Origin of the sequence: Streptomyces sp. NPDC046900, from assembly GCF_040644975.1 — a bacterium.
GTDB lineage: Bacteria > Actinomycetota > Actinomycetes > Streptomycetales > Streptomycetaceae > Streptomyces.
This window is the reverse complement of the sequence record NZ_JBEYXD010000013.1, coordinates 1-22,176: the sequence shown is the minus strand read 5'-3', so window position 1 is coordinate 22,176 and position 22,176 is coordinate 1. Positions and strand designations below refer to the sequence as shown.

Here is a 22,176-nt window from a genome sequence, read left to right as displayed (position 1 = left end):
CCGTCCCCCCTTGCTGCAGCTGCCCGTATCCCTGCTGCCCCCCTGGCTGCTGGACCGACCCATCGCCAGGCTGCTGAGGCGACCCGTCACCCAACTGTGTCCCCGGCTGCTGAACCCGGCCCTCGCCCTGCCCCGTCCCCCCTTGCTGCAGCTGCCCGTATCCCTGCTGTCCGCCCGGGGCCTGTGGCTCGGTCATCGCCTTCTGGCTTCCCTGCGTCCGGGCCTGGCCTTCTGCCTGCCGGCTCCCGGGCAGCGTCCCCTGCTCCTCACCTCGCCGGCCCTCGGTGCGGTCCCGGCTCACGCTGAACGACGCGCTCCATGGCTTGACGCGGCCGCCGGGCCTCACCGGACACCGCCCGTCGACGCCCCACTCCGCGTCGCGGCCCGCCAGGGCGGCAATGTCGCCGACGGCGCCACCGTCCGGGATCCGGGCCACACCGCTGTACAGGACGGAGGAGGAGTCACGGGCCCTGATGGCATCGCCGTCGACCCGGTAGAGCCGGACCCTGCCGTCCTCGAAGCCCTGGGAAGTGGCCTCGATGAAGTCGGGCGGGGCGCCGCCCGACATGGCACAGGAGACCGTGACGGTGACCGCGCCACCGGGCACCGCGGAGTGCGGGGTGATCTCCGCGGAGGGTTCGGCGGAGGCCGGCGCGGCCATGAAACCCACGGCGGAACCGGCCAGAGCGGCGGCGGACAGGACACGGGCACTGCGGCGCATGCGGGTGACTCCTTCGACGGGTTCCTCCGGGGCACGCCGGTGGTGCCCCCAAGAGCCCATGACAGCCCGCCCGGCCACGGCCCGCGCGCGGCCGGGCCCCATTCGTGCCACCGGCACCGCCGGGCGGGTGACCGGCGGTGCGCGCGGACGGGACCTCTCCGATCCGCGCAGCACTCACCGCCTGGCCCCTGGGGGCAGATCTCACACCGGTCCGCGGCGTCGCACGCCCGGCCTCCTCGTCGGCGGGGCAGCGTGACGGACCTGACCTCCCGTCACATCGCCCTGGTCACGCGTACCCCTGAGGGACCCGGCCCTCCCGGTCAGTGGCCGCTTCGGCCCCTCACCGCGCAGCGCCTACGCGGCGTCCCGCATCACCTGGTCCCGGAGCCGGTTGCAGCAGCGGCTGATCAGACGGGAGACGTGCATCTGGGAGATGCCGAGCCGCTCGGCGATGCTGCTCTGGGTCATGTCGTCGAAGAACCGCATGTAGAGGATGGCGCGTTCGCGTTCCGGCAGGGCGTGCAGCCGGGGCTTGACGGCCTCGCGGTCGATGACGGTGTCGAGGGCCGGGTCGGGCGAACCGAGGGAGTCCCCGAGGGAGTAGCCGTCCTCGCTGCCCGGTACTTCGGCGTCCAGCGAGAGCGCCGTGAAACTCTCCAGGGCCTCGAGGCCCACGAGGACGTCCTCCTCGCTCATCCCGGCGTGCTCGGCGATCTCGGCGACGGTGGGCCTGCGGCCGGAGACGGTCTGCGACAGGTCCTGATAGGCGAACCTCACCCGGTTGCGCAGGTCCTGGACCCGGCGCGGCACGTGCAGGGTCCACATGTGGTCGCGGAAATGCCGCTTGATCTCCCCGGTGACGGTGGGGACCGCATAGCTCTCGAACGCGTGGCCGCGCTCGGGGTCGTACCGGTCGACTGCCTTGACCAGACCGAGCGCCGCCACCTGACGGAGGTCCTCGAAGCTCTCGCCCCGGCTGCGGAAACGGCCCGCGAGCCGCTCGGCCATGGGAAGCCAGGCCTCGACGATCTCGTCGCGGAGCGCGTCGCGCTCGGGGCCCTGCGGGAGCGTGGCGAGCCTGCGGAAGGCCTCCGCCGTCTCGGGGGCGTCGTCATGGGGGTGGTGCTTCACGCTCGCTCGATTCTGCATGGTGGGTCGCAACTCCCTTTGCTGGTGCCTTGGGTGGACGGTCACCGTGGGAGGGGAACCCGAGCCGGACGGGCACACCCGTGGCGGGTTTCCACCGCTCCCACGGACGTGCCTCCTGTCCGAAGCACTGAGGCTGCGCCTGCCCCGGGCCGTGCACGGCAAACACGGGAATGCGCGAAGGGACCACGGAGCGTCGCGAGGGGGCGCACGGCGCCCCGCGCACGCCCCGCACACAGTCGGAGACGGCCCGCGCTCGGCGGCGGTCCTGCCCGGACCCCGGGGCCGCCGCGCGCCTTCACCAGGTTTTCCCGGCACCGCCCGGGTGACTCGACAGGTGCGATCCGTACATCCCTCTTCCCATGGGAGGTCCACCGATGAGCCCCAAGGTCGCCGACCACATTCTTCAGCGCCTGCGCGAATGGGGTGTCGAGCAGGTCTTCGGATATCCCGGCGACGGCATCAACGGCCTGCTCGCCGCCTGGGGCCGGGCCGAGGACCATCCGCGTTTCGTCCAGGCGCGGCACGAGGAGATGGCCGCGTTCCAGGCGGTGGGCTACGCGAAGTTCGGCGGCCGTCTCGGAGTGTGCGCGGCGACGTCGGGTCCCGGCGCGATCCACCTGCTCAACGGCCTGTACGACGCCAAGCTCGACCATGTCCCCGTCCTCGCGATCGTCGGCCAGACGCACCGGACGGCGATGGGCGGCTCGTACCAGCAGGAGGTCGACCTGCACACCCTGTTCAAGGATGTCGCCTCCGACTTCGTGGAGACGGTGAACGTCCCCGAGCAGCTGCCGAACGTCCTCGACCGCGCGATCCGCACCGCCTACGCGCGCCGCGCCCCCACCGCCGTGATCATCCCCGGTGACGTGCAGGAACTGGACTACTCGCCGCCGACGCACGAGTTCAAAATGGTCCCCTCCAGCCTGGACCGCAGCGGCTGGACCGCGATGCCCACCCAGGACTCGCTGGAGCGGGCCGCCGAGGTTCTCAACTCCGGCGACAAGCCCGCCATCCTGATCGGCCAGGGCGCCGCCGGGGCCCGCACTCAGGTGCAGCGGGTCGCCGAGTTGCTCGGCGCGGGCGTGGCGAAGGCGCTGCTCGGCAAGGACGCGCTGAGCGACGAGCTGCCCTACGTCACCGGCTCCATCGGCCTGCTGGGCACCCGGCCCTCGTACGAGCTGATGCGCGACTGCGACACGCTGCTCACGATCGGCTCCTCGTTCCCCTACACCCAGTTCCTGCCGGAATTCGGCAAGGCACGTGGCGTGCAGATCGACATCGACCCGCACATGGTCGGGATGCGCTATCCGTACGAGGTGAACCTCGTCGGCGACGCGAAGGCGACCCTGGAGCAGCTCATCCCGCTGCTGGACGCGCACCGCGGGCGGGAGTGGTACGACACCGTCTGCGCGAATGTGCGGCGCTGGCACGAGGTGATGGAGAGGCGGTCGCAGCTTTCGGCGGACCCGATCAACCCGGAGTACGTGGCCTGGGCGCTGGACCCGCTGGTGCCCGGAGACGCGATCGTGACGTCGGACTCGGGTTCGGTGGCGAACTGGTACGCCCGGCACCTCACGATGCGGCCGGGGATGCGCGGGTCGCTGTCGGGCACGCTGGCCACGATGGGCTGCGGGGTCCCGTACGCGATCGGCGCGAAGTTCGCCCACCCGGACCGGCCCGTGATCGCCCTGGTCGGTGACGGGGCGATGCAGATGAACGGACTTGCGGAGCTGATCACCGCGGCGAAGTACCAGGACCGCTGGTCGGACCCGCGTCTGGTGGTCGGTGTCTGGAACAACCACGACCTCAACCAGGTGACCTGGGAGATGCGGGCCATGGAGGGCTCCCCGTCGTTCCTGCCCTCCCAGGAACTGCCCGACGTCCAGTACGCCGCGTTCGCCCGCTCCCTCGGGCTGACCGGCGTCCGGGTGGAGAAGCCGGGGGACGTCGAGGCGGGCTGGCGCGCGGGCCTGGAGGCGGACGGCCCGGCGGTCATCGAGTTCCTCACGGACCCGGCCGTACCGCCGATCCCGCCGCACGCCACCTGGGAGCAGATGGAGGCCACGGCCGCCTCGATCCTGAAGGGCGACGCGGACCGCGGTCCGATGGTTCGCCAGGGCTTCAAGGCGAAGGTGCAGGAGTTCCTGCCCGGACGCGGCCACCAATAGCCACCGACCGCACCCCCGGTCGCCGTGTCGAACGCGGCCCACCGGGTACGCGAGGGCCACCCCCGAAGATCTGGAGGGAGTCATGCAGCGAGGCAGTGACCGGCTGAACGTCCACAGGGACGACGAAATGAAGCACGAACTGCAGGGTCTGCTGCGGTCGGGTCACCCGACCCGCACCGAGGAGTGGCACGACCCCGAGCCGACGGCCGACGACGACCCGGCGGTCTGGCGCGGAGCGGTGGTGCCCGGCACCCCCCGGGTGGCCCTGGAGGCCGCCCGTCTGGAGCTGGCCCGGTATCTCGGGCGCAGCGACTTCCCGGCGAGCGCGGGCGACCTGGTCCGCGTCCTGCGCGACAAGAACGCGCCCGACCCCCTGGTCGAGACCGTGGAGCGGCTCCGGCGATCGACGCGCTTCGCCAACCAGGAGGAGCTCGCCGAAGCCACCGTCGGTGTGTGAGGGCCGCGCACCGCGCACGGGGGGCACGGCTGGGGGTACTGAGGGCGTCGTTCCACCGACACCCCGGTGACCCCCCACGTGCACAAGGCGGCCGCGCCGCGGGACGTGCGCACCGCCGTGAACGGCGACCGGGACGCCGAGCCGCCGGAGGGCATCCACACCCCCGGGCTCGGCATCTCGTCCAGCGGCCGTCCCACCGGCACGGCCACGGGGATCCGCATATGCGTACTGCTGCCGTAGCGAAGAGTTGCCGCGCCGCGTCCACGCGGGACGACGCCCGGCACGCGACGGGAATGAGGCGGCATATGACGAGGCCGCCCGGCAGGCACAAGCACAAGCACAGGTACAGGCACAGGCACAGGCACAGAAAGGACAGTGGGACATCATGCGCATCGCGTTCCTGACGGCGCCGGAAGGCGTCGAGCAGGTGGAACTGACCGACCCCTGGCAGGCCCTCGTCGACGCCGGCCACGAGCCGGTCCTGGTGTCGACGAAGCCGGGCCACATCCAGGCGTTCAAACACCTGGACAAGGCGGACACGTTCCCGGTGGACGCGGTCGTCGGCCAGGTGGAGGCCGATTCCTTCGACGGGCTGGTCCTGCCGGGAGGCGTGGCCAACCCTGATTTCCTGCGGATGGACGAGCGGGCCGTCGAGTTCGTCCGGGACTTCTTCGGTCAGGGCCGTCCGGTCGCCGCGATCTGCCATGCGCCGTGGACGCTGGTCGAGGCAGACGTCGTACGGGGCCGCACCCTGACGTCGTGGCCGAGCCTGCGCACCGACATCGGCAACGCCGGCGGCACCTGGGTGGACGAGCAGGTACGCGTCGACCACGGGCAGAACACACTGGTCACCAGCCGCAAGCCGGGTGATCTGAAGGCGTTCGACGAGGCGATCCTGACGGAGTTCGCCGCGTAGCCGCGGTTTCCGGCACGCGGACGGCGCTCACCGTGTGACGCCTGACGACCGGACGGCGCGGCCCCATGGTGAGGGGCCGCGCCGTCCGGTTCTGCGTGCCCCGGGCCCTCGCGCGCCCGGGAGACCGGACGCGTGCGGCCGGTGTCAGCGGGCGGGCCCCACCCCTTCTCGGCGAGCGCTGCCCAGTTCCGTCAGGGGCGTGCCCGGTTCCCGGTTCCGGGCCCCGTCCCGGGTGCGACTCGCCGCGACCCCCCGGCGTGGATGGCGGCGCAGGTACTCGCCCTCCAGCTGCGCCATACGGTGGTTGTGCGTACGCAGTGCGTCGTTCGAGCCGTACAGCAGCGTGTCGTGGCGTGTGCGGTGGATCGCTTCCAGCTCTTTCATGAGCTGGTGGTCGGTCAGCCGGCCCGGGTCGACTCCGGTCATGGTGGTACCCCGCTCGTCGTGTTCCTCAGTGCGGTCCGGGTACCCGCCCGGAAAAAGCAATACCCCGAGCGGCATCCGGGAGGGAGCCATGGATCTCGCCTTTCTCCATCCACTGTACGAACATCCCGGTCCCTGGGCCTCCGTATACGTCGACACCTCCCGACACACGGAGTCCACAGCACGCGAGCGCAAGCTGACCGCTCAGTGGCTCGCCGGTGACCTGGCCGGGCAGGGGGCGGACGAGGCGACGTGCCATGCGGTCCGGACGGCGATCGAGGAGCTGGCCCACTCCCCCGAGCCGCACGGCAGGGCGCTGTTCGCCCGTGCGGGCGAGGTGGTCCTGGATCCGCCGCTGGCCGCCCCGCCGGGCGGCTCCTCCGCGGTGTGGGCGACGCTGCCGCACACGGCGCCCCTGCTCGACCTGGCCAACGAGGAACCCGTGTGCGTCGTGGCCTACATCGACCGCAAGGGCGCCGAGTTCGAGCTGCGGGGTGCGCTGGGCAGCGAGGAGGCCGAGGAGGTGACCGGGAAGCAGTGGCCGCTGCACCGTACGGCCACCTCGGACTGGTCGGTGCGCCACTTCCAGCTGCGGGTCGAGAACGTCTGGGAGCACAACGCGGCGGAGATCGCGGACGCGCTCGCGGTCTGCCAGGAGGAGACGGGCGCCGACCTGGTGATTCTCGTCGGGGAGCAGCGCGAGCGGCGCTCCGTGCACGAGCGGCTGCCGCGCCGGCTCCAGGGCCGGGTGGCCGAGGCGCGGCACGGCCCGGGCAGCCGGTTGCTGGACGACGACGTGGAGCGGATCCGGGCCGAGCATCTACGCGGCCGGGCGGCCGAGGAGCTGGAACTCTTCCTGGCGGCCCGGGCCCCGGACGAGGAGGGGCGCACCAGGGCGGTCGAGGGCGTGCCCGCCGTGGTCGAGGCGGCACGCGAACACCGTATCGACGAACTTCTGATCCATTCGGGTGGTCCCGACACACGCCGTGAGGTGTGGATCGGTGAGGCCGCCGACCAGGTGGCGGTCCGCCGCGGCGACCTCACCGCACTGGGTGAGCGGCATCCCGCGCAGGCTCGCGCCGACGACGCGCTGGTGCGGGCCGTGGTGGAGAACGGGGCGGCGGCCGTCTCGGTGCCGTCCGCACCGGAGAGCGAGGCGCCTGTGGGCGGGGTGGGGGCACTGCTGCGCTGGGCCTAGCGCCCGCGCCGCCCTTCCCCGGCGGTGTCCGATGGCTTCCCGCCCCGCGAACGGGCGCGCGCCCGGCTAGCGCGCCCGCTCCACCCGCCGCTCGTCCCAGACCGGTTCCGGGGTCTCACGGATCCGGCCGTCGCTGCCGAAGACCAGATAGCGGTCGAAGGAACGGGCGAACCACCGGTCGTGGGTGACCGCGAGGACCGTGCCCTCGAACGCCTCCAGGCCCTTCTGGAGCGCCTCCGCGGACTCCAGGTCCAGGTTGTCGGTCGGCTCGTCGAGCAGCAGGGCGGTGACGCCCTGCAACTCGAGCAGAAGGATCTGGAAACGTGCCTGCTGACCGCCGGACAGCCGGTCGAAGTGCTGTTCGGCCTGCGCGGTCAGCTCGTAGCGCCGCAGCCGGGACATCGCCGCACCCCGGTCCTGCGCGTGCTCCTTCCAGAGGATGTCCAGGAGCGTACGGCCCTCCAGTTCGGGATGCGCATGGGTCTGGGCGAAGTGTCCGGGCACCACGCGCGCACCGAGCCGCCACAGCCCCGTGTGCGCCACGTCGCCGCCCGCGAGCAGCCGCAGGAAGTGCGACTTGCCGGAGCCGTTCGAGCCGAGGACGCCGACCCGCTCGCCGTAGAAGACCTCCAGGTCGAAGGGTTTCATCAGGCCGGTCAGCTCGAGTCCCTCGCAGGTGACGGCCCTGACCCCGGTACGGCCGCCCTTGAGCCGCATCCTGATGTCCTGCTCGCGCGGCGGCTCGGGCGGCGGCCCGGCCTCCTCGAACTTGCGCAGCCTGGTCTGGGCCGCCTGGTAGCGGGAGGCCAGCTCATGGCTGACGGTGGCGGCCTGGCGCAGGCTCAGCACCAGCTTCTTCAGCTGGGCGTGCTTCTCGTCCCAGCGCCGGCGCAACTCCTCGAAGCGCGCGAAGCGTTCGCGGCGGGCCTCGCCGTACGTGGCGAAACCGCCGCCGTGCACCCAGGCGTCGGCGCCCGTGGGGCTCGGCTCCAGGGAGACGATCCGCCGTGCTGCGCGGGCCAGCAGCTCCCGGTCGTGGGAGACGAACAGCACGGTCTTGCGGGTCTCCTCCAGCCGCTCCTCCAGCCACCGCTTTCCGGGCACGTCGAGGTAGTTGTCGGGCTCGTCCAGCAGCAGGACCTCGTCGGTGCCCCGCAGCAGCGCCTCGAGGACCAGCCGCTTCTGCTCACCGCCGGAGAGGGTGCGGACCTGGCGCCACTGGGCCCGGTCGTAGGGCACGCCGAGCGCCGCCGTGGTGCACATGTCCCACAGCGTCTCGGCCTCGTATCCCCGGGCCTCGGCCCAGTCGGCGAGCGCCTGTGCGTACTTGAGCTGCGAAGCCTCGTCGTCGACCGTCATGACGGCGTGCTCGGCGGCGTCCACGGCGCGGGCGGCCTCGCGGATACGGGGCGGGGCGACGGAGACCAGGAGCTCCCGTACGGTCGTCTCGTCCCGTACCGAACCCACGAACTGCCGCATGACCCCGAGCCCGCCGCTCGTGGTGACCGATCCGCCGTGCGGTTTCAGCTCTCCCGACAGCAGCCGCAGCAGTGTCGTCTTCCCGGCGCCGTTGGGTCCGACGAGCGCGACGACCGCGCCTTCGCCGACCCGGAAGGACACATCGCCGAGGAGCGCCCTCCCGTCCGGGAGGTAGTACTCGAGGTGCGCGGCTTCAAGGTGTCCCATGCGGCGCATTGTGGGCGGACGCACCCGGCCTGGGCAATCGTTTATCGCCGGGGCGGGAGCCCGGGCAGGGTTCCGGGATCTCGGGGTAGCCGCCCTGCATGACCCCAGATGTCGACCTCACCCTGCGTCCGCCGGGCCCGCATCCGCTGCGCGACCGTCTGCTCGCCGCCGACTGCCGCCTGTTCGAGTCCGTCGCCGCCCGGCACTGGCCGGGGGCCGACCCGCTGCTTCCCCGGCTCAGCCGGGCCGCCAACCACGGTGTCCTGTGGTTCGCGACGGCCGCCGCCGTGGCCGCCGCCCGGACGCCCCGTGCCCGCAGGGCGGCCGCCCGCGGTGTCGCCTCACTGGCGCTGGCCTCCGCCACCATCAACACCATCGGCAAGCGGACGGTCCGCCGTCCCCGGCCGGTCCTCGACCCGGTGCCCGCCGTCCGCAGGCTCAAGCGCCAGCCCATCACCACGTCGTTCCCCTCGGGGCACTCCGCCTCTGCCGCCGCCTTCGCGGCGGGCGTCGCCCTGGAGTCGCGCGGCTGGGGCGCTGCGGTCGCGCCGCTCGCCGCCGCCGTGGCCGTCTCCCGCGTCTACACCGGCGTCCACTTCCCGAGCGACGTCCTCGCGGGTGCGGCCCTGGGCGTGGGTGCCGCCTATGCCGTACGAGGCCTCGTGCCGACCCGCGATCTGGTGCCGCCGCCCGGAAACCGGCATGCGAACGTACCCGCGCTGCCCGACGGGACCGGGCTCGTGGTCGTGGCGAACCGGGGCTCGGGGACCGCCGAGCGGGTCCGCGCACTCGAGGAGGCCCTTCCGGGCGCCGAAACGGTGGAGTGCGAACCGTCCGAGGTCCGCGCCGAGTTGGAGAAGGCCGCCGCCCGCGCCCTCGTCCTCGGCGTGTGCGGCGGCGACGGCACGGTGAACACCGCCGCCGACGTCGCCCTGAGGCACGGCCTCCCGCTGGCGGTCCTGCCGGGCGGGACCCTCAACCACTTCGCCCTCGACCTCGGCATCGAGGACATACGTGACACCGTGCGCGCCCTCCAGCGGGGCGACGCGGTCCGGGTCGACGTGGGCCGCTTCTCCTCGAAGACGGCCAGCGGCTGCTTCGTGAACACGTGCAGCCTGGGCGTGTATCCGGAGCTGGTGCGCGAGCGGGAGCACTGGTCCGGCCGGATCGGCGGCTGGCCCGCCGGGGTCCTCGCCGCCCTGCGCGTCCTGCGCGCCGACCGTCATCCGCTGCGCGTGCGACTCTCCGGGCGCACCCGCCCGTTGTGGCTGCTCTTCGCCGGCAACGGCACCTACCACCGCATGGGCCTCGCCCCGGCCCGGCGCCACGACCTGGCGGACGGGCGGCTCGACGTACGGGTCGTGCACGGCGGCCGCGGGCCGGCCGCCCGCCTGCTGGCCGCCGCCTTCGCGGGTCCCCTGTCCCGCTCCCCGGCACACGCGGCCGTCCGGGTCAGGCGACTGCGCCTGGACGGAGTGGCTCCGGGCACCCCGCTCGCGTACGACGGCGAGGTCACCGAGGTCCATGGCGAGGTGACGCTCGAAAAGCTCCCCGAGGCGCTGACCGTCTACCGTCCGCTCCCCCGCCGCTGACCGCCGGACCCTTCCGCTGTGTCCACATGGCAATACGCCGGTCTCAATATGCGGCATGAGCGCCTACCGTGGTGTGCAGCGCCCCGCGGCCGGGCTCGGGGTCGTACGACGAGAGGGGACACCCATGCCGAAGGAGACGGCCGTCTACACGCACGGCCACCATGAGTCCGTGCTGCGCTCGCACACCTGGCGGACCGCCGCCAACTCGGCGGCGTACCTCCTCGGCTCCCTCAAGCCGCACATGCGGATCCTGGACATCGGCTGCGGCCCCGGCACCATCACCGCGGACCTGGCCGAACTGGTCCCCGACGGCCGGGTCACCGGCGTGGATCGCGCGGCCGGGATTCTGGAGCAGGCCAGGGCCACGGCCGCCGGGCGCGGGCTGACCAATGTGGACTTCGCGGTCGCCGACGTGCACGCACTGGAGTACCCGGACGACACCTTCTGCGTGGTCCACGCCCATCAGGTGCTCCAGCACGTGGGCGACCCGGTGCAGGCGCTGCGCGAGATGGTCCGGGTGACCAGGCCGGGCGGCTTCATCGCCGTCCGCGACGCCGACTACGCGGCGATGACCTGGTATCCGGCCTCAGAGGGCCTGGACGACTGGCTGGACCTGTACCGCCGGGTCGCCCGGTCCAACGGCGGTGAGCCGGACGCCGGGCGGAGGCTGAAGGCGTGGGCGCTGAGTGCCGGCCTCCGGGAGGTCACCGCGACCTCCAGCACCTGGACCTTCGCCACGGCCGAGGAGCGGGCCTGGTGGAGCGGGCTGTGGGCGGACCGGACCGTCGACTCGGCGTACGCGGACCGGGCGGTGGAAGGGGGGCACTCAACCCCGGTGGGACTGCGGGCCGTTGCGGCGGCCTGGCGGGAATGGGGGCGGCGGGAGGACGGCTGGTTCTCGGTCCTGCACGGCGAAATCCTGGGCCGGAAAGAGGCCTGATCCGCACGGTCGGCGATCAGTCGCGCGGAAGCAACGGCCCGAGCGGCCCGAGGTCCAGATTCAGGTCCTCGGGCCGCAGGCCGTAGCGGAGCCGCAGTTCGGCCATACGGTCCTCGAGCAGCATCAGCGTCAGCCCGATCCGTTCCTCCTGGTCCTCGGTCAGCTCGCCCGTGTCGAAGCGGCGCAGTGCCTGTCGCTCCATCAGCTGGCGGAGCAGTTCCACGACGGTGAGGACCAGCTTGACCAGGTCGCGCTCCACGGTGTCGGGCTCCAGGTCCAGCCGGTTGGGCCGCTTGCCGGGCGTCCTGTCGGTCATGGTGCTTCGGCCTCCGGCCAGGGCGAGGGGACTTGTGCGTTGACAGAGCTGATCAGGGCGTTCAGATCGATGCGGACCAGATCGACGTCCGCGATGCGCAAGGTGATGTCGCCGGTGATCACGACCCCGCCCGCTAGCAGCCGGTCGAGCAGGTCGACCAGGGCGATCTCCCGGTGCTCGACGGCGGTCACGGCGCACCTTCCGAAAGTCCCGTGAAGGAATAGGCGGCCCATGGGCCGGTGAGTTCCACCCGGATTCCGGGAGTGTCGTCCTCGGTGCGGTCCACCCATTCCACGAATTCCTCGGAATGGGACCGGGGCACCAGATAGGAGGCGTTGAGTACATTGCGCCCCGAAGCCCCGGAGAGCGCCGGGTTCTGAGGAGCGTGCAGCCGGGAGTCCTCGGCCTGCGCCGAAAGCCTTTCATGGAGCCGGCGCGCGAATTCCTCCGCTTTCTGCCACTTCTCCTCGTGGGCCATGGTCTGCATACGGCGCCGGCGGAGGTAGTCCCGTCCCGAGGCGGCCCGCTCCGCGGGGCGGACGTCCGCCCGCGCCTCCTCATCGGCCGCCTCGCCCGTCTCGTCCTTCGTCTCCTCCTCGACGTAGACCTTGACGCCCCATTCGACGCGCCCCTCCAGCCGCTCCAGAGCCCGCCGGAAGTCCTCCTCGCGTTCCTCGATCATCACGCGGACGCCGCTGTCGTCACGGAACACGGTGCCCAGCCGCAGCGGCAGCGCAGTGGTCACGCCGGTGAGCGCGTCGATGACGTTCTGGTGGGCGCGGGCCGTAACGGTGAGCCACTCCAGGTCCTCCAGATGCTCCTTGAGCGGCTCCTCGGCGAAGTCCTCCTCGGCGACCTGGCTGAGCACGGCGATGAGCCCGTGGTGTTCCAGCTGCCGGGCCGGAACGCCCGCCACCCCCGTCAGCTGGACCTGGAGAGGGGCGCTGAGGGGGCGGCAGACCGCGTAGACGTAGCGCAGCGCGGTCACGACGACTCCTTTCTACGTCGAGTGCGAGTGCCCTCGACCTGCTCCGGTTCTCTGCGGCGAGTGCGAGCGCCCTCGACCTCCTCCGGTTCTCTGCGGCGAGTGCGAGCGCCCTCGATCTGCTCCGCTTCGCGGGAGGCCTCCAGGCGCTCGAGGCGGGCACGCAACTCGGTGTTCTCCCGGGTGAGCTCATCGCGACGGGCCTTGGAGGAGAGGGCGGGGTCGGACTCCCACCAGTCGATGCCCATCTCCTTCGCCTTGTCGACGGAGGCGACGATCAATCGCAGCTTGATGGTGAGGAGTTCGATGTCGAGCAGATTGATCCGGATGTCCCCGGCGATCACGATGCCCTTGTCGAGCACCCGTTCAAGGATGTCGGCGAGGTTGGCGCCGCTGCTGGGTCCGTAGGGATCCGGCAGCCTGCGGGGTGTCGTCATCGCCGGCTCCCGGCGGGCGCCCGCTTGGCCCCGCGCTCTTCATCCTCTTCCTCGTACTCCTCTTCGCCTTCCTCGTCCTCGTACTCCTCCTCCGGCTCTTCCTCTTCCTCCTCGTCCTCGTACTCCTCCTCCGGCTCTTCCTCGCCGGTCTCCTCGTACTCCTCCTCGGGCTGTTCCTCTTCCTCCTCGGCGCCCTCTTCTTCCTCGGCGCCCTCTTCCGCCTCGGGGCCTTCCTCCTGCTCCTCCTCGGCGATCGCGTCCTCATGGGAGCGGACGACCTCACCGTCGCTGATCTCGCCGCGCCAGCCGTCCTCCGCCTCGCCCTTGAGGGTGATGTAGCGGTCGAAGTTCTTGAAGTCGAGGCGGACCCGGCGGCCCTGGGCACGCCAGATGTTGGCGGTCTTCTCGAAGAAGCCGCTGGGGTAGTACTCCATGACCAGCAGAATGCGGGTGAGGTTGTCGTCGAGCCGGTGGAAGGTGACGACGCCCTTGTTGGTGCCCTTGGCGCCCTCCGACGACCACTGGATCTTGTAGTCGGGGATCTGCTCGACGGTGCGGCCCTTCCAGCTGCGGCTGGACCACCAGATCTTGCCCTGCCATTCGGTGGTCGTGTCGTCGACGCGGCCCGCGCTCTTGACGCCCTTGGCGAAGGTGCTGAAGTCCTGGTACTGGGTCCACTGGTCGTAGGCGGTGCGCACCGGCACGCCGACGTCCATGGACTCGATGATGACCGTGGGCTTGTTGCCGCCCTTCCCCTTACGTTTGCCCTTGCCGCCGACGAGGCCCTTCAGGGCCTCACCGATCTTCTCCTTGGCCTGGCCGGCGCCCGTCTCCAGGACGGCGCGCAGCGGGCCCTTGCCCTCGGCGAGCTTGCGTCCGCCCTCCAGGGCGAGCTTGGCGAAGCCCGGGCTGTTGCCCTCGGCGATGTCGTTGAGCTTGACGGTGGTCTCGCCCAGCTTGCGGCCCGCGCCGACGAGCATGCGCTCGGCTTGGGCCATCAGGTAGCTCTGCAGCTCCTTCTTGAGGTGGTCGACCGCCTCGCTCTGGGCGACCTTGGACAGTCCGCCGTCGGGCCTGTCGGCCGCGGAACCCGCGATGCCGGCCATCGTCACCGCCTCCCTTCACCGCTCGACCCGCGGCCGACGCGCCGCTCGCCGCCCTTGGCGGTGGCGGTCTCCTTCGCGGCGGCCTTCTTGGCAGGGGCCTTCTTGGCGGCCGTCTTCTTCGCGGCCTTCGGACCCGGTGTCTTTCTGGCGGGCCCCTTCTTCGGCGGCCCCTTCTTGCCCGGCGCCTTGTTGGCCACCTTCTCGCGACCCGTCTCCTCGTCCTCCGCGGCCTCCGTCTCGCCGCGATCGGACTCGCCGGCCGATTCGTCGGCCCGGTCCTCGTCGTCCCCGAGGCCGGGCAGGTCCGGAGTCGGTACTCCGGAGATCTGATCCCGCACCTGGGAGGTGCGGTCGTGCAGCCGGCCGGCGATGCCCTCGATCTGCCGTTCGAGCAATGCGCCGGAGGCGGCCTTGCCCACCCCGCGCAGGTCATGGCGCAGCTGGTCGCCGATCTCCTTGAACTGCGGGTTGTTCAAAAGCTGCTGGTTGACCAGGTCGGCGATCGCCCGGGGGCTGAGTTGCATGCGCTTGCCCGCGACCAGTGAGGCCGCGCCGAGTGCGAGTTTCATCTTCTTGGTACGTCCGAGGACATATCCCGCCCCAATGGCGAGGCCCAGTGCGGTTCGATTCATGATGTCGTCCCGTCGCCAGTTCCCGATGTATGGCCCAGACCGATCTCGAGCCGGTCGAGGAGTGCGTCCTCCTCGCAGTCGAACTCCTCCTCTGTGATCTCGCCCTCCTCGAGCCGACGCTCGAGAAGGGCGAGTTCGGCCCGGACGGTCGCCGGGTCGTAGTACTGTCGCTCGGCCTCGGCGATCACCTGTCTGATCACCCAGAGGCTGCCGCGCGCCGGTGCGAACGGCAGCAGCAGGGCCTCTGTGAGCAGTCCCATGGGTCACTCCTCGCCCGTGGCCGTGCCGGTCGTGGTCGCCGCGGGCTCGGCAGGACCGGGCTCGACGAAGCTGTACGGCGGCAACGGCCCGTTGATCCGCAGTTCGAGGTGCGGGTGGCTCTTGCGGGCCTCCTCCACGGCGGCCAGGAACTCCTCCGCGGAGCTGTGGGGCACCAGGAAGGAGAGGTTGGCCAGCCATCCGGTGGACTCGGGGCCCACGCTGACGGCGTCGGCGGCCGGCTCCAGGAGGCTCTGCAGTTCCGCGCCGTCCTCCGCCTCGCGGCCCTGCACCGCCTGGGCGACCATCTCGCCGAGCCTCAGCCGGTCGTCGTAGCTGCCGCCGCCGGACTGCCGGTTGGTCTCCGCCAGGGCCCGCAGTTCCGGGTTCTCGGCCATTACCCGGTGCAGCACCGCGTCCTGGTCATGGCTGGCCTTCACGTTGTACTCGACCCGGCCCTCCAGGGCCACGAGACGCTCGCGGTAGTGGTCGACACGCTCGGCGAGCACCTCGGTGACGGCGGTGTCGTCCGGGGCGACGCTGCCGAAGCGCATGGGCAGCACCGAACCGGCCGCGCCGGCCTCACTCAGCACGTTCTGGTGGGCGAGCAGGTCCCTGCGCTTGGGCCGCAGCCCCTCGGGGGCGTCGCTCACGATGGCCGCGAGTTCGCCCTCCTCCAGAATCCTGACGGGGCACGGCGGATCGCCGACACCGCCCATGTCCTTGGGGAGCGAGGGGTGCGAGCTCGCGGCGATGCCGTAGACGTACGTGCTCACTCCTACTCCTCCTCCTTCTTACGGGCGGACGTGCTCCTGCGGGGCCGCGGCCTCTCGCCCTGGCCCTCCTCACGGGCCTGCTTGAAGGCGTCCGAGATCGTCTCCGCGGCGCCGGACAAGGCGCCCTTCGACTTGCCGCGCGCCCCGGATTCGGTGACCTCTCCGACCAAGTCGGGGAGCCCCGGGGTCCTGTGCGGGCCGGCCTCCAGGTCGAGACGGTTGCACGCCTCCGCGAAGCGCAGATACGTGTCGACGCTCGCGACGACGACGCGTACGTCGATCTTCAGAATCTCGATGCCGACGAGGGACACACGGACGAATGCGTCAATGACGAGTCCTCGATCAAGGACGAGCTCCAGGACGTCGTAAAGTCCGCTGGAGCCGCCACCTCCGCCGGTCTGCTGTGCCGGGACAACGGTCATACCGACCGGTCCTCCTTGTCTGTCGGGTCTGTCGGAATGTGCGCGGGACTGCGGTCTACTGCCGACCGCCGGGCCGGTGTGCGTCGGCCCTCCCGCGCTCGTAACGGCGAACGCGCCGGTATCCGGTGAGCTCACCGTCGGCGGTGAGCTCCACCTCGTAGCTCGCCAGAAGGCTCATGGTGTCGGGGACCCGGGCGAGCTCCAGGACCTCGATCTGCAGTTCCCAGCCGTCCTCCGTACGTTCGAAGGACGACACGGACTCGGGGGTCATGCCGGTCAGCTCCGCGAACTGGGCACGTGCCTCGTGCACCACTTCTGTGGGGCGCAGCCGGCCCTTGGCCGAACCGTCCCCTGAGCTTTTGGGCGAATCCTGTGAATTCGATGCGCTTGATGTGTTTGACATGGCGACCTCGTTAAGCCGAGTGCCCAGTGTCTTCCGCACAAACCTGTGAAGTCGGTTTTCGGCCGTACGCCATACGGCTCCGGCATCGCCGGCCGGCGGCTGACCGTGGCAGGAAAGACCTGTTCACCGTGTGCGAGAACGCGACTGCGGGGTGTCGTCAGCGGAGCGTTTCGAGGCGCCTGCGCGCCGGACCGATCGCGCGCGCCCTCAGCCCGTCCCAGGGCTCGGTGCGGGCCTGGTCCAGCGCGTCGGCGACGGTCCAGCGGCGGGCGTCCAGCCCCGGGTCGTCCAGTTGGTCCCAGGACAGGGGCATGGCCACCGGGGCGCCCGGCAGGGCCCGGACGCTGAAGGGGGCGACCGCGGTCTGCGCGTAGGCGTTGCGCTGCACGTCCAGGTAGAGCCGGTCGCCGCGGTCCTTCTTGCGGGCGGCCGTGGTGAGCAGGTCGGGGTGGGCGTCGGCGAGCGTCTCGGCCACATCCTTGGCGAACTCGCGTGCCTCGTCGAAGTCGTGGTCGCCGCTGACCGGCACGACGACGTGCAGCCCTCGCGAACCGGTGGTCATCAGACCGGACGGCAGCCGGAGTTCGCCGAGGAGTTCCTCCAGCAGCTGTGCGGCGCGCCGTACTTGACCGAAGTTGTCACCTCGCGTCCCCTCGTGCCCTTCGGGCACGGAGGGGTCGAGGTCGAAGACGATCCGGTCCGGCCGCTCCGGCCTGCCGACGCGGGAGAGCCAGCGGTGCAGGGTCAGACAGGCCTGGTCGGCGAGGTAGACGAGGGTGGCCGTGTCGTCGCAGACGGTGTGGCAGACCGTGCCGCCCTCCTTCGGCACCTCGACGCGGTGGATCCAGTCCGGGTAGTGCTCCGGGGTGTTCTTCTGCATGAAGCGCGGTCCGCCGACACCGTCGGGGTGCCGCTCCAGCATCAGGGGACGGCCGCGCAGATGGGGCAGCATGAAGCGGGCGACGGCGCGGTAGTAGGCGACGAGGTCCGCCTTCGTGTGCTCCTTGCCGTCACCGTCGCCCGGGAACAGCACCTTGTCCGGCCGGTGGATCTCCACCTCATGACGGCCCACCCGCACGGCGCTCGTGCCGGTCATGGCGCTCCCTCCGTCACCGCACGACGGCGTGTTCCACCAGCAGCCGCACGGCGGCGGCGATGGACTCGGCGTCGATGCCCGCGGCGTGGAGCTGCTCGGCGGGGGTCGCCGAGCCCGGCATCGTACGGACGGCGAGGCGCACCAGGCGGGGCACCGGGCGCCCGTCGGAGAAGGCGTCGAGGACCGCGTCGCCGAGGCCGCCCTCCGCGCGGTGGTCCTCGACGGTGAGCAGGCAGCCGGTGCGCTCGGCGGCCTCGCGCAGGGTGGCCCGGTCGACCGGCTTGACCGAGTAGAGGTCGATGACCCGGACCGGTATGTCCTGCTCAGCCAGGTGGTCGGCGGCCTTCAGCGCCTCGTGGACGGTGACGCCGGCGGCGACGACGGTGAGCCGGTCCGCGGGAGAGGTGCGCAGCACCTTGCTGCCGCCGACCGGGAACTCCTCGGTCGGGCCGTAGATGACCGGTGTCTTCCCGCGCGAGGTGCGCAGATAGCGGATGCCCTCCAGGCCGGCCATGGAGCCGACGAGCTTCGCGGTCTGGTTGGCGTCGCACGGGTACAGCACGGTCGACCCGTACACCGAGCGCATCATGGCCAGGTCCTCGAGGCCCATCTGCGAGGGTCCGTCCTCGCCGATGGAACAGCCCGCGTGCGACCCGACCAGGTTGACACCGGAACCGCTGATGGAGGCCATGCGGATGAAGTCGTGGGCGCGGGTGAGGAACGCGGCGAACGTCGAGGCGTACGGCACCCAGCCGCGCGCCGCCATGCCCACCGCGACCCCGAGCATCAGCTGCTCGGCGATGTAGCACTCGAAGTACCGCTCGGGATGCTCCTTGTGGAAGTACTCGGCGCGCGTGGAGTCGCCGACCTCGCCGTCGATGGCGACGACATCGCCGCGGGCGTGGCCGAGCGCGGCGAGCGCCTGGCCGAAGGCGTCACGGGTGGGGACCTCGTCGCCGACGTCGTAGCGCGGCAGATCGAGATGGCCGCCCTGCACGGCGTGCAGCACCCGGGCCGCGGGCGGCTGCTGCACCTCGACGCGCAGGTCCCGCACGCCGCCCAGCTCGGCGATCGCCTCGTCGGCATCGGGCAGCGGCTTGCCGTGCATGCCCTCGCGGCCCTCGACGGAAGGGACACCCTTGCCCTTGAGGGTGCGGGCGAGGATCACGGTGGGCTGGCCGGTGGTGGACTCGGCCTCGGCGTACGCGCGGTCGACGGCATCCACGTCGTGCCCGTCGACCTCGATGGTGTGCCAGTCGAAGGCCTTGAAGCGGCGTGCGTAGGCGTCGAGGTCGTGGCCGTGGCGGGTGGGTCCGCGCTGGCCGAGGCGGTTGACGTCGACGATCGTGATCAGGTTGTCGAGGTGCTCGTACCCGGCGTGCTCGGCGGCCTCCCACACGGACCCCTCGGCCAGCTCACTGTCCCCGCACATCACCCAGACCCGGTATCCGGTGCGGTCGAGCCGCTTCCCGGCCAGGGCGATGCCGACGCCGACGGGCAGGCCCTGGCCGAGCGAACCGGTCGCCGTCTCCACCCAGGGCAGCCGGCGGGGCGTGGGGTGTCCTTCGAGGCGGCTGCCGAGCTTGCGGAAGGTGAGCAGCTCGGTCTCGTTGATCGCTCCCGCGGCCTTGTAGGCGGCGTAGAGGAGTGGTGAGGCGTGGCCCTTGGACAGGACGAACCGGTCGTTGGCCGGTTGCGCGGGGCGTTCGAAGTCGTAGTGGAGGTGGTTCGCCAGCAGGACGGCCATCAGGTCCGCGGCGGACATCGAAGAGGTCGGGTGCCCGGATTCGGCCGCCGCGGCGGCGCGGACGCTGTCGACGCGCAGTTGCTGGGCCAGTTCGTGCAGCTGACGGGTGTTCATGTGGTCTCCTCCGTGCCGTGGGGGCGCCCCTGCTCGCCCGGAAGCGTCGAGCGCGAGGGGGTGTCCGGGCCTCCGGGTACCCGGGCCAGTTCGGGCGACGCCGACTCCAGCGGCACGGACCAGGAGCGGACCAGGCCCAGCTGGACGGACTGCCGTGGAAGTACGGCGTCCAGGAGCCAGTCGGCGACGACCCGGATGCGGTTGCCGGGCATCGCGGCGAGGTGGTAGCCGCGGGTGACAGCGCCGGCGAGCGGCCCGGACAGGGGCACGCCGAGCGGGTTTGCGGCGGCCTGGACGCCGGCGAGGTCCACGACGAAGCCCAGGTCGCGATGGCGGTAGACACGCCTCGAGCCCATGCCGAGGGAGGCCGCGACATTGTGGGCGGCGACCTTGCCGTGCCGCCAGGCGTGCTGCGCGGTCATCGGTGTGTACTGGCCGGGCTTCTCCAGATCGGGGACGGCGGCCGCGTCCCCGCAGGCGAACACCTCAGGCTGGCCGGGCACCTGGAGGTACGGGTCGACGAGCAGCCGTCCGCGCTCCAGGGGGCGCCCCAGCCCTTCGACGATCGGATCGGGGCGTACGCCCACGCACCACACCAGTGAGCGGGTGTCGACGAACTCGCCGTCGGTCAGCAGCACCCCCTCGTGCGTGGCCTCCTTCACAGAGGTCCCCATCCGCACATCGACACCGCGCCTCCGCAGCACGCGGTCGGCGGTCCGGGAGAGCCGCTCGTCCATCTCGGGCAGCACGCGCGGCGCGATGTCCAGCAGCATCCAGCGCGGCCGCATACCGTGGCGCAGCGGGTGCTGCCGTACCAGCTCGTCGGTGAACAGCTGCCCCTGCGCCGCGACTTCGGTGCCGGTATAGCCGGCGCCCACCACCACGAAGGTGCAGCGGGCCGAGCAGTTCTTGGGGTCCTCGGCCGCGGCGGCCAGCTCGATCTGACGGACCACGTGGTCACGCAGGTAGAGCGCCTCGGGCAGCCCCCGGAAGCCATGTGCGTGCTCGGAGACACCGGGGATGGGCAGCAGCTTGTTGACGCTGCCGACGGCGAGCACGAGCCGGTCGTAGCCGAGCGTGCCGCCCTGGCCCTCGGGGTCGGTGTAGTGCACGGTGCGTGCGTCGAGGTCGATGCCGTCGGCCTCGCCGAGCGCCAGCCGGACGTGGCGCAGCGAGCCGGTGAGCGAGACGGTGACGCGCCGCGGGTCCAGAATGCCCGCGGCCACCTGGGGCAGCAGCGGAAGGTACAGAAAGTAGTCGGTCGGGTTGAGCAGGATGATCTCGGCCCGGCCACGCGTCAGCCGGGACAGGGTGCGGGCCGTCTGGTACCCGGCGAATCCGGCACCGACGATCAGGATGCGGGGTCGACTCACGTTCGCCTCCGGCGCGGTCGTCGCGTACGTCGTTGCGTCTGCCTGGCGGGCGCACGAATGCCACCCGTACGAGACCTTCCGCGTCCCCCTGGTCGGGGCGCCCAAACGCCGCCGGACGGGCGTTTCGCCCTCAGCCCCGGCGGTTACCCGGCCCGGGACCGATGCGGTAAGCCCCGTTCCGGAGGTTCCCCCCATGACCGAGTACGGCTATTTCCTCTCGTGCGAGGAGTTCGGTCCCGCGGACCTGATCGACCAGGCGAGGATGGCCGAACAGGCCGGATTCGAGGCGCTGTGGATCTCGGACCACTACCACCCGTGGAACGACGCTCAGGGTCAGAGCCCGTTCGTGTGGTCGGTGATCGGCGCGGTCTCGGAAGCGGTGTCGCTGCCGATCGAGACGGCGGTGACCTGCCCGACCGTGCGGATCCATCCGGCGATCGTGGCGCAGGCCGCCGCGACCAGCGCGGTGATGACCGGTGGCCGGTTCCGGCTCGGCGTCGGCACGGGCGAGGCACTCAACGAGCACATCCTGGGCGGCGCCTGGCCGCCCACGAACGTGCGTCTGGAGATGCTGGAGGAGGCGATCCAGGTCATACGCCGGCTCTTCTCCGGCGAGGAGGTCAGCCACTACGGCACCCACTACACGGTGGAGAAGGCCCGCCTCTACACCGTGCCCGACGAACCCGTCCCGATCGACATCTCCGGCTTCGGCCCCGCAGCGACGTCGCTCGCGGCCCGCGTGGGCGACGGCTACATCACGATGACGCCCGAGGAGTCGATGGTGACGCAGTTCCGCAAGGGCGGAGGCGGCGCCAAGCCGGTCAGCGGCGGCACCAAGGTCTGCTACGGCACCGACCGCGACGAGTCCGTCCGTACGGCGCGCAGGCTGTGGGCCAATGAGCTGCTGCCCGGCGAGATGGGCCAGGTGCTTCCCTCGCCGAGGCACTTCGAGCAGCTGCAGCCGCTGATCACCGAGGACATGGTGCGTGAGAAGAGGGTGTGCGGGGACGGCGTGGACGAGCATGTGGCGGCGCTGACCGCGTTCACCGACGCGGGCTTCGACCGGGTCTATGTCAACCAGATCGGTCCCGACCAGCGTGGCTTCTTCGACTTCTACCGCACGAAGGTGCTGCCGCGGCTGCCGCGGTAAGCCGACCGGTGTCAGCCGGGGCCGACAACGGCCCGCAGGGTGGCGCCGTCTTCACCGTGGAGATACCTCTGGCCGGCGGGGAGGCGACCGAGTGCAGCGTGTGAGCCCCGC

The 22,176-nt window shown here is 71.5% G+C and carries 25 protein-coding genes; 8 read left to right on the top strand and 17 right to left on the bottom strand.

What is annotated here, in order from left to right:
• Together ABZ904_RS15535 and ABZ904_RS15530 are read right to left on the bottom strand one after the other, a co-directional pair.
• Positions 1-721 (bottom strand): hypothetical protein (locus ABZ904_RS15535; RefSeq protein ID WP_361823560.1); only part of this gene is annotated, 721 nt, incomplete at its 3' end.
• Positions 722-1,075: 354 nt separating this feature from the next.
• Positions 1,076-1,870, bottom strand: coding sequence for an RNA polymerase sigma factor SigF (locus ABZ904_RS15530; protein WP_359409376.1), 795 nt, complete (start codon positions 1,868-1,870; stop codon positions 1,076-1,078).
• A 374-nt stretch (positions 1,871-2,244) separates the two neighbouring features.
• On the opposite strand from ABZ904_RS15530, the gene ABZ904_RS15525 reads away from it, so the two are divergent.
• From ABZ904_RS15525 to ABZ904_RS15510, 4 genes are all read left to right on the top strand, one after another.
• Positions 2,245-4,038, top strand: coding sequence for a thiamine pyrophosphate-requiring protein (locus ABZ904_RS15525; protein WP_360998343.1), 1,794 nt, complete (start codon positions 2,245-2,247; stop codon positions 4,036-4,038).
• A gap of 82 nt (positions 4,039-4,120) precedes the next feature.
• Entirely contained in the window at positions 4,121-4,495 is a 375-nt protein-coding gene (locus ABZ904_RS15520; protein ID WP_360998344.1) for a DUF2795 domain-containing protein, read from the top strand.
• 66 nt (positions 4,496-4,561) lie between these two features.
• A complete protein-coding gene (locus ABZ904_RS15515; RefSeq protein WP_361823556.1) occupies positions 4,562-4,735 on the top strand; it encodes a hypothetical protein in 174 nt (57 codons plus the stop codon).
• A gap of 145 nt (positions 4,736-4,880) precedes the next feature.
• Positions 4,881-5,411 (top strand): type 1 glutamine amidotransferase domain-containing protein, encoded by a 531-nt coding sequence (locus tag ABZ904_RS15510; RefSeq protein ID WP_360998346.1) that lies wholly within the window; start codon positions 4,881-4,883, stop codon positions 5,409-5,411.
• A gap of 144 nt (positions 5,412-5,555) precedes the next feature.
• Here the strand turns inward: ABZ904_RS15510 and ABZ904_RS15505 are convergent, their stop codons facing one another.
• Positions 5,556-5,837: a DUF6158 family protein gene (locus ABZ904_RS15505; RefSeq protein WP_359409370.1), complete on the bottom strand. Its 282-nt coding sequence runs from the start codon at positions 5,835-5,837 to the stop codon at positions 5,556-5,558.
• Positions 5,838-5,925: 88 nt separating this feature from the next.
• On the opposite strand from ABZ904_RS15505, the gene ABZ904_RS15500 reads away from it, so the two are divergent.
• The gene (locus ABZ904_RS15500) at positions 5,926-7,032 is read left to right on the top strand and encodes a Vms1/Ankzf1 family peptidyl-tRNA hydrolase (RefSeq protein ID WP_361823552.1); all 1,107 of its coding nucleotides are present in this window, start codon (positions 5,926-5,928) and stop codon (positions 7,030-7,032) included.
• Positions 7,033-7,098: 66 nt separating this feature from the next.
• Here the strand turns inward: ABZ904_RS15500 and ABZ904_RS15495 are convergent, their stop codons facing one another.
• Complete coding sequence (locus ABZ904_RS15495) at positions 7,099-8,718, bottom strand: ATP-binding cassette domain-containing protein (RefSeq protein WP_359410252.1); 1,620 nt, start codon at positions 8,716-8,718, stop codon at positions 7,099-7,101.
• 98 nt (positions 8,719-8,816) lie between these two features.
• Here ABZ904_RS15495 and ABZ904_RS15490 point away from each other — a divergent pair, with 98 nt between their 5' ends.
• The gene (locus ABZ904_RS15490; RefSeq protein WP_360998348.1) at positions 8,817-10,310 is read left to right on the top strand and encodes a phosphatase PAP2 family protein; all 1,494 of its coding nucleotides are present in this window, start codon (positions 8,817-8,819) and stop codon (positions 10,308-10,310) included.
• Between the two features lie 124 nt (positions 10,311-10,434).
• Positions 10,435-11,250, top strand: a complete 816-nt coding sequence (locus ABZ904_RS15485; RefSeq protein WP_360998364.1) for a methyltransferase domain-containing protein — start codon at positions 10,435-10,437, stop codon at positions 11,248-11,250.
• 16 nt (positions 11,251-11,266) lie between these two features.
• Here the strand turns inward: ABZ904_RS15485 and ABZ904_RS15480 are convergent, their stop codons facing one another.
• The 13 genes from ABZ904_RS15480 to ABZ904_RS15420 all read right to left on the bottom strand — a co-directional run bounded on the left by ABZ904_RS15480 (position 11,267) and on the right by ABZ904_RS15420 (position 20,915).
• Positions 11,267-11,566: a gas vesicle protein K gene (locus ABZ904_RS15480; RefSeq protein WP_359410250.1), complete on the bottom strand. Its 300-nt coding sequence runs from the start codon at positions 11,564-11,566 to the stop codon at positions 11,267-11,269.
• A complete protein-coding gene (locus tag ABZ904_RS15475) occupies positions 11,563-11,757 on the bottom strand; it encodes a gas vesicle protein (RefSeq protein WP_359410249.1) in 195 nt (64 codons plus the stop codon). The genes ABZ904_RS15480 and ABZ904_RS15475 overlap by 4 nt, the downstream gene beginning before the upstream one ends.
• Entirely contained in the window at positions 11,754-12,554 is an 801-nt protein-coding gene (locus ABZ904_RS15470) for a GvpL/GvpF family gas vesicle protein (RefSeq protein WP_360998349.1), read from the bottom strand. The genes ABZ904_RS15475 and ABZ904_RS15470 overlap by 4 nt, the downstream gene beginning before the upstream one ends.
• On the bottom strand, positions 12,551-12,988 hold the full coding sequence (locus ABZ904_RS15465; protein WP_360998350.1) for a gas vesicle protein: 438 nt from the start codon (positions 12,986-12,988) through the stop codon (positions 12,551-12,553). The genes ABZ904_RS15470 and ABZ904_RS15465 overlap by 4 nt, the downstream gene beginning before the upstream one ends.
• Positions 12,985-14,094: an SRPBCC family protein gene (locus tag ABZ904_RS15460; protein ID WP_360998351.1), complete on the bottom strand. Its 1,110-nt coding sequence runs from the start codon at positions 14,092-14,094 to the stop codon at positions 12,985-12,987. The genes ABZ904_RS15465 and ABZ904_RS15460 overlap by 4 nt, the downstream gene beginning before the upstream one ends.
• Positions 14,095-14,096: 2 nt before the next feature.
• The gene (locus tag ABZ904_RS15455; RefSeq protein WP_360998352.1) at positions 14,097-14,726 is read right to left on the bottom strand and encodes a DNA primase; all 630 of its coding nucleotides are present in this window, start codon (positions 14,724-14,726) and stop codon (positions 14,097-14,099) included.
• On the bottom strand, positions 14,723-14,986 hold the full coding sequence (locus ABZ904_RS15450; RefSeq protein WP_360998353.1) for a gas vesicle protein GvpG: 264 nt from the start codon (positions 14,984-14,986) through the stop codon (positions 14,723-14,725). Before ABZ904_RS15450 ends, ABZ904_RS15455 begins: the two co-directional genes overlap by 4 nt.
• Positions 14,987-14,989: 3 nt before the next feature.
• Positions 14,990-15,760: a GvpL/GvpF family gas vesicle protein gene (locus ABZ904_RS15445; RefSeq protein ID WP_360998354.1), complete on the bottom strand. Its 771-nt coding sequence runs from the start codon at positions 15,758-15,760 to the stop codon at positions 14,990-14,992.
• A gap of 2 nt (positions 15,761-15,762) precedes the next feature.
• Complete coding sequence (locus ABZ904_RS15440) at positions 15,763-16,182, bottom strand: gas vesicle structural protein GvpA (protein WP_360998355.1); 420 nt, start codon at positions 16,180-16,182, stop codon at positions 15,763-15,765.
• 55 nt (positions 16,183-16,237) lie between these two features.
• Positions 16,238-16,585: a gas vesicle protein gene (locus tag ABZ904_RS15435; protein ID WP_360998356.1), complete on the bottom strand. Its 348-nt coding sequence runs from the start codon at positions 16,583-16,585 to the stop codon at positions 16,238-16,240.
• Positions 16,586-16,742: 157 nt separating this feature from the next.
• Positions 16,743-17,681 (bottom strand): non-homologous end-joining DNA ligase, encoded by a 939-nt coding sequence (gene ligD, locus ABZ904_RS15430; RefSeq protein ID WP_360998357.1) that lies wholly within the window; start codon positions 17,679-17,681, stop codon positions 16,743-16,745.
• Between the two features lie 13 nt (positions 17,682-17,694).
• The gene (locus ABZ904_RS15425) at positions 17,695-19,542 is read right to left on the bottom strand and encodes a transketolase (RefSeq protein WP_360998358.1); all 1,848 of its coding nucleotides are present in this window, start codon (positions 19,540-19,542) and stop codon (positions 17,695-17,697) included.
• The gene (locus tag ABZ904_RS15420) at positions 19,539-20,915 is read right to left on the bottom strand and encodes an NAD(P)/FAD-dependent oxidoreductase (RefSeq protein ID WP_361823542.1); all 1,377 of its coding nucleotides are present in this window, start codon (positions 20,913-20,915) and stop codon (positions 19,539-19,541) included. Before ABZ904_RS15420 ends, ABZ904_RS15425 begins: the two co-directional genes overlap by 4 nt.
• Before the next feature lie 193 nt (positions 20,916-21,108).
• Between ABZ904_RS15420 and ABZ904_RS15415 the strand changes: the two genes are divergently transcribed.
• Positions 21,109-22,065, top strand: coding sequence for an LLM class F420-dependent oxidoreductase (locus ABZ904_RS15415; RefSeq protein ID WP_360998360.1), 957 nt, complete (start codon positions 21,109-21,111; stop codon positions 22,063-22,065).
• Positions 22,066-22,176 lie beyond the last annotated feature (111 nt).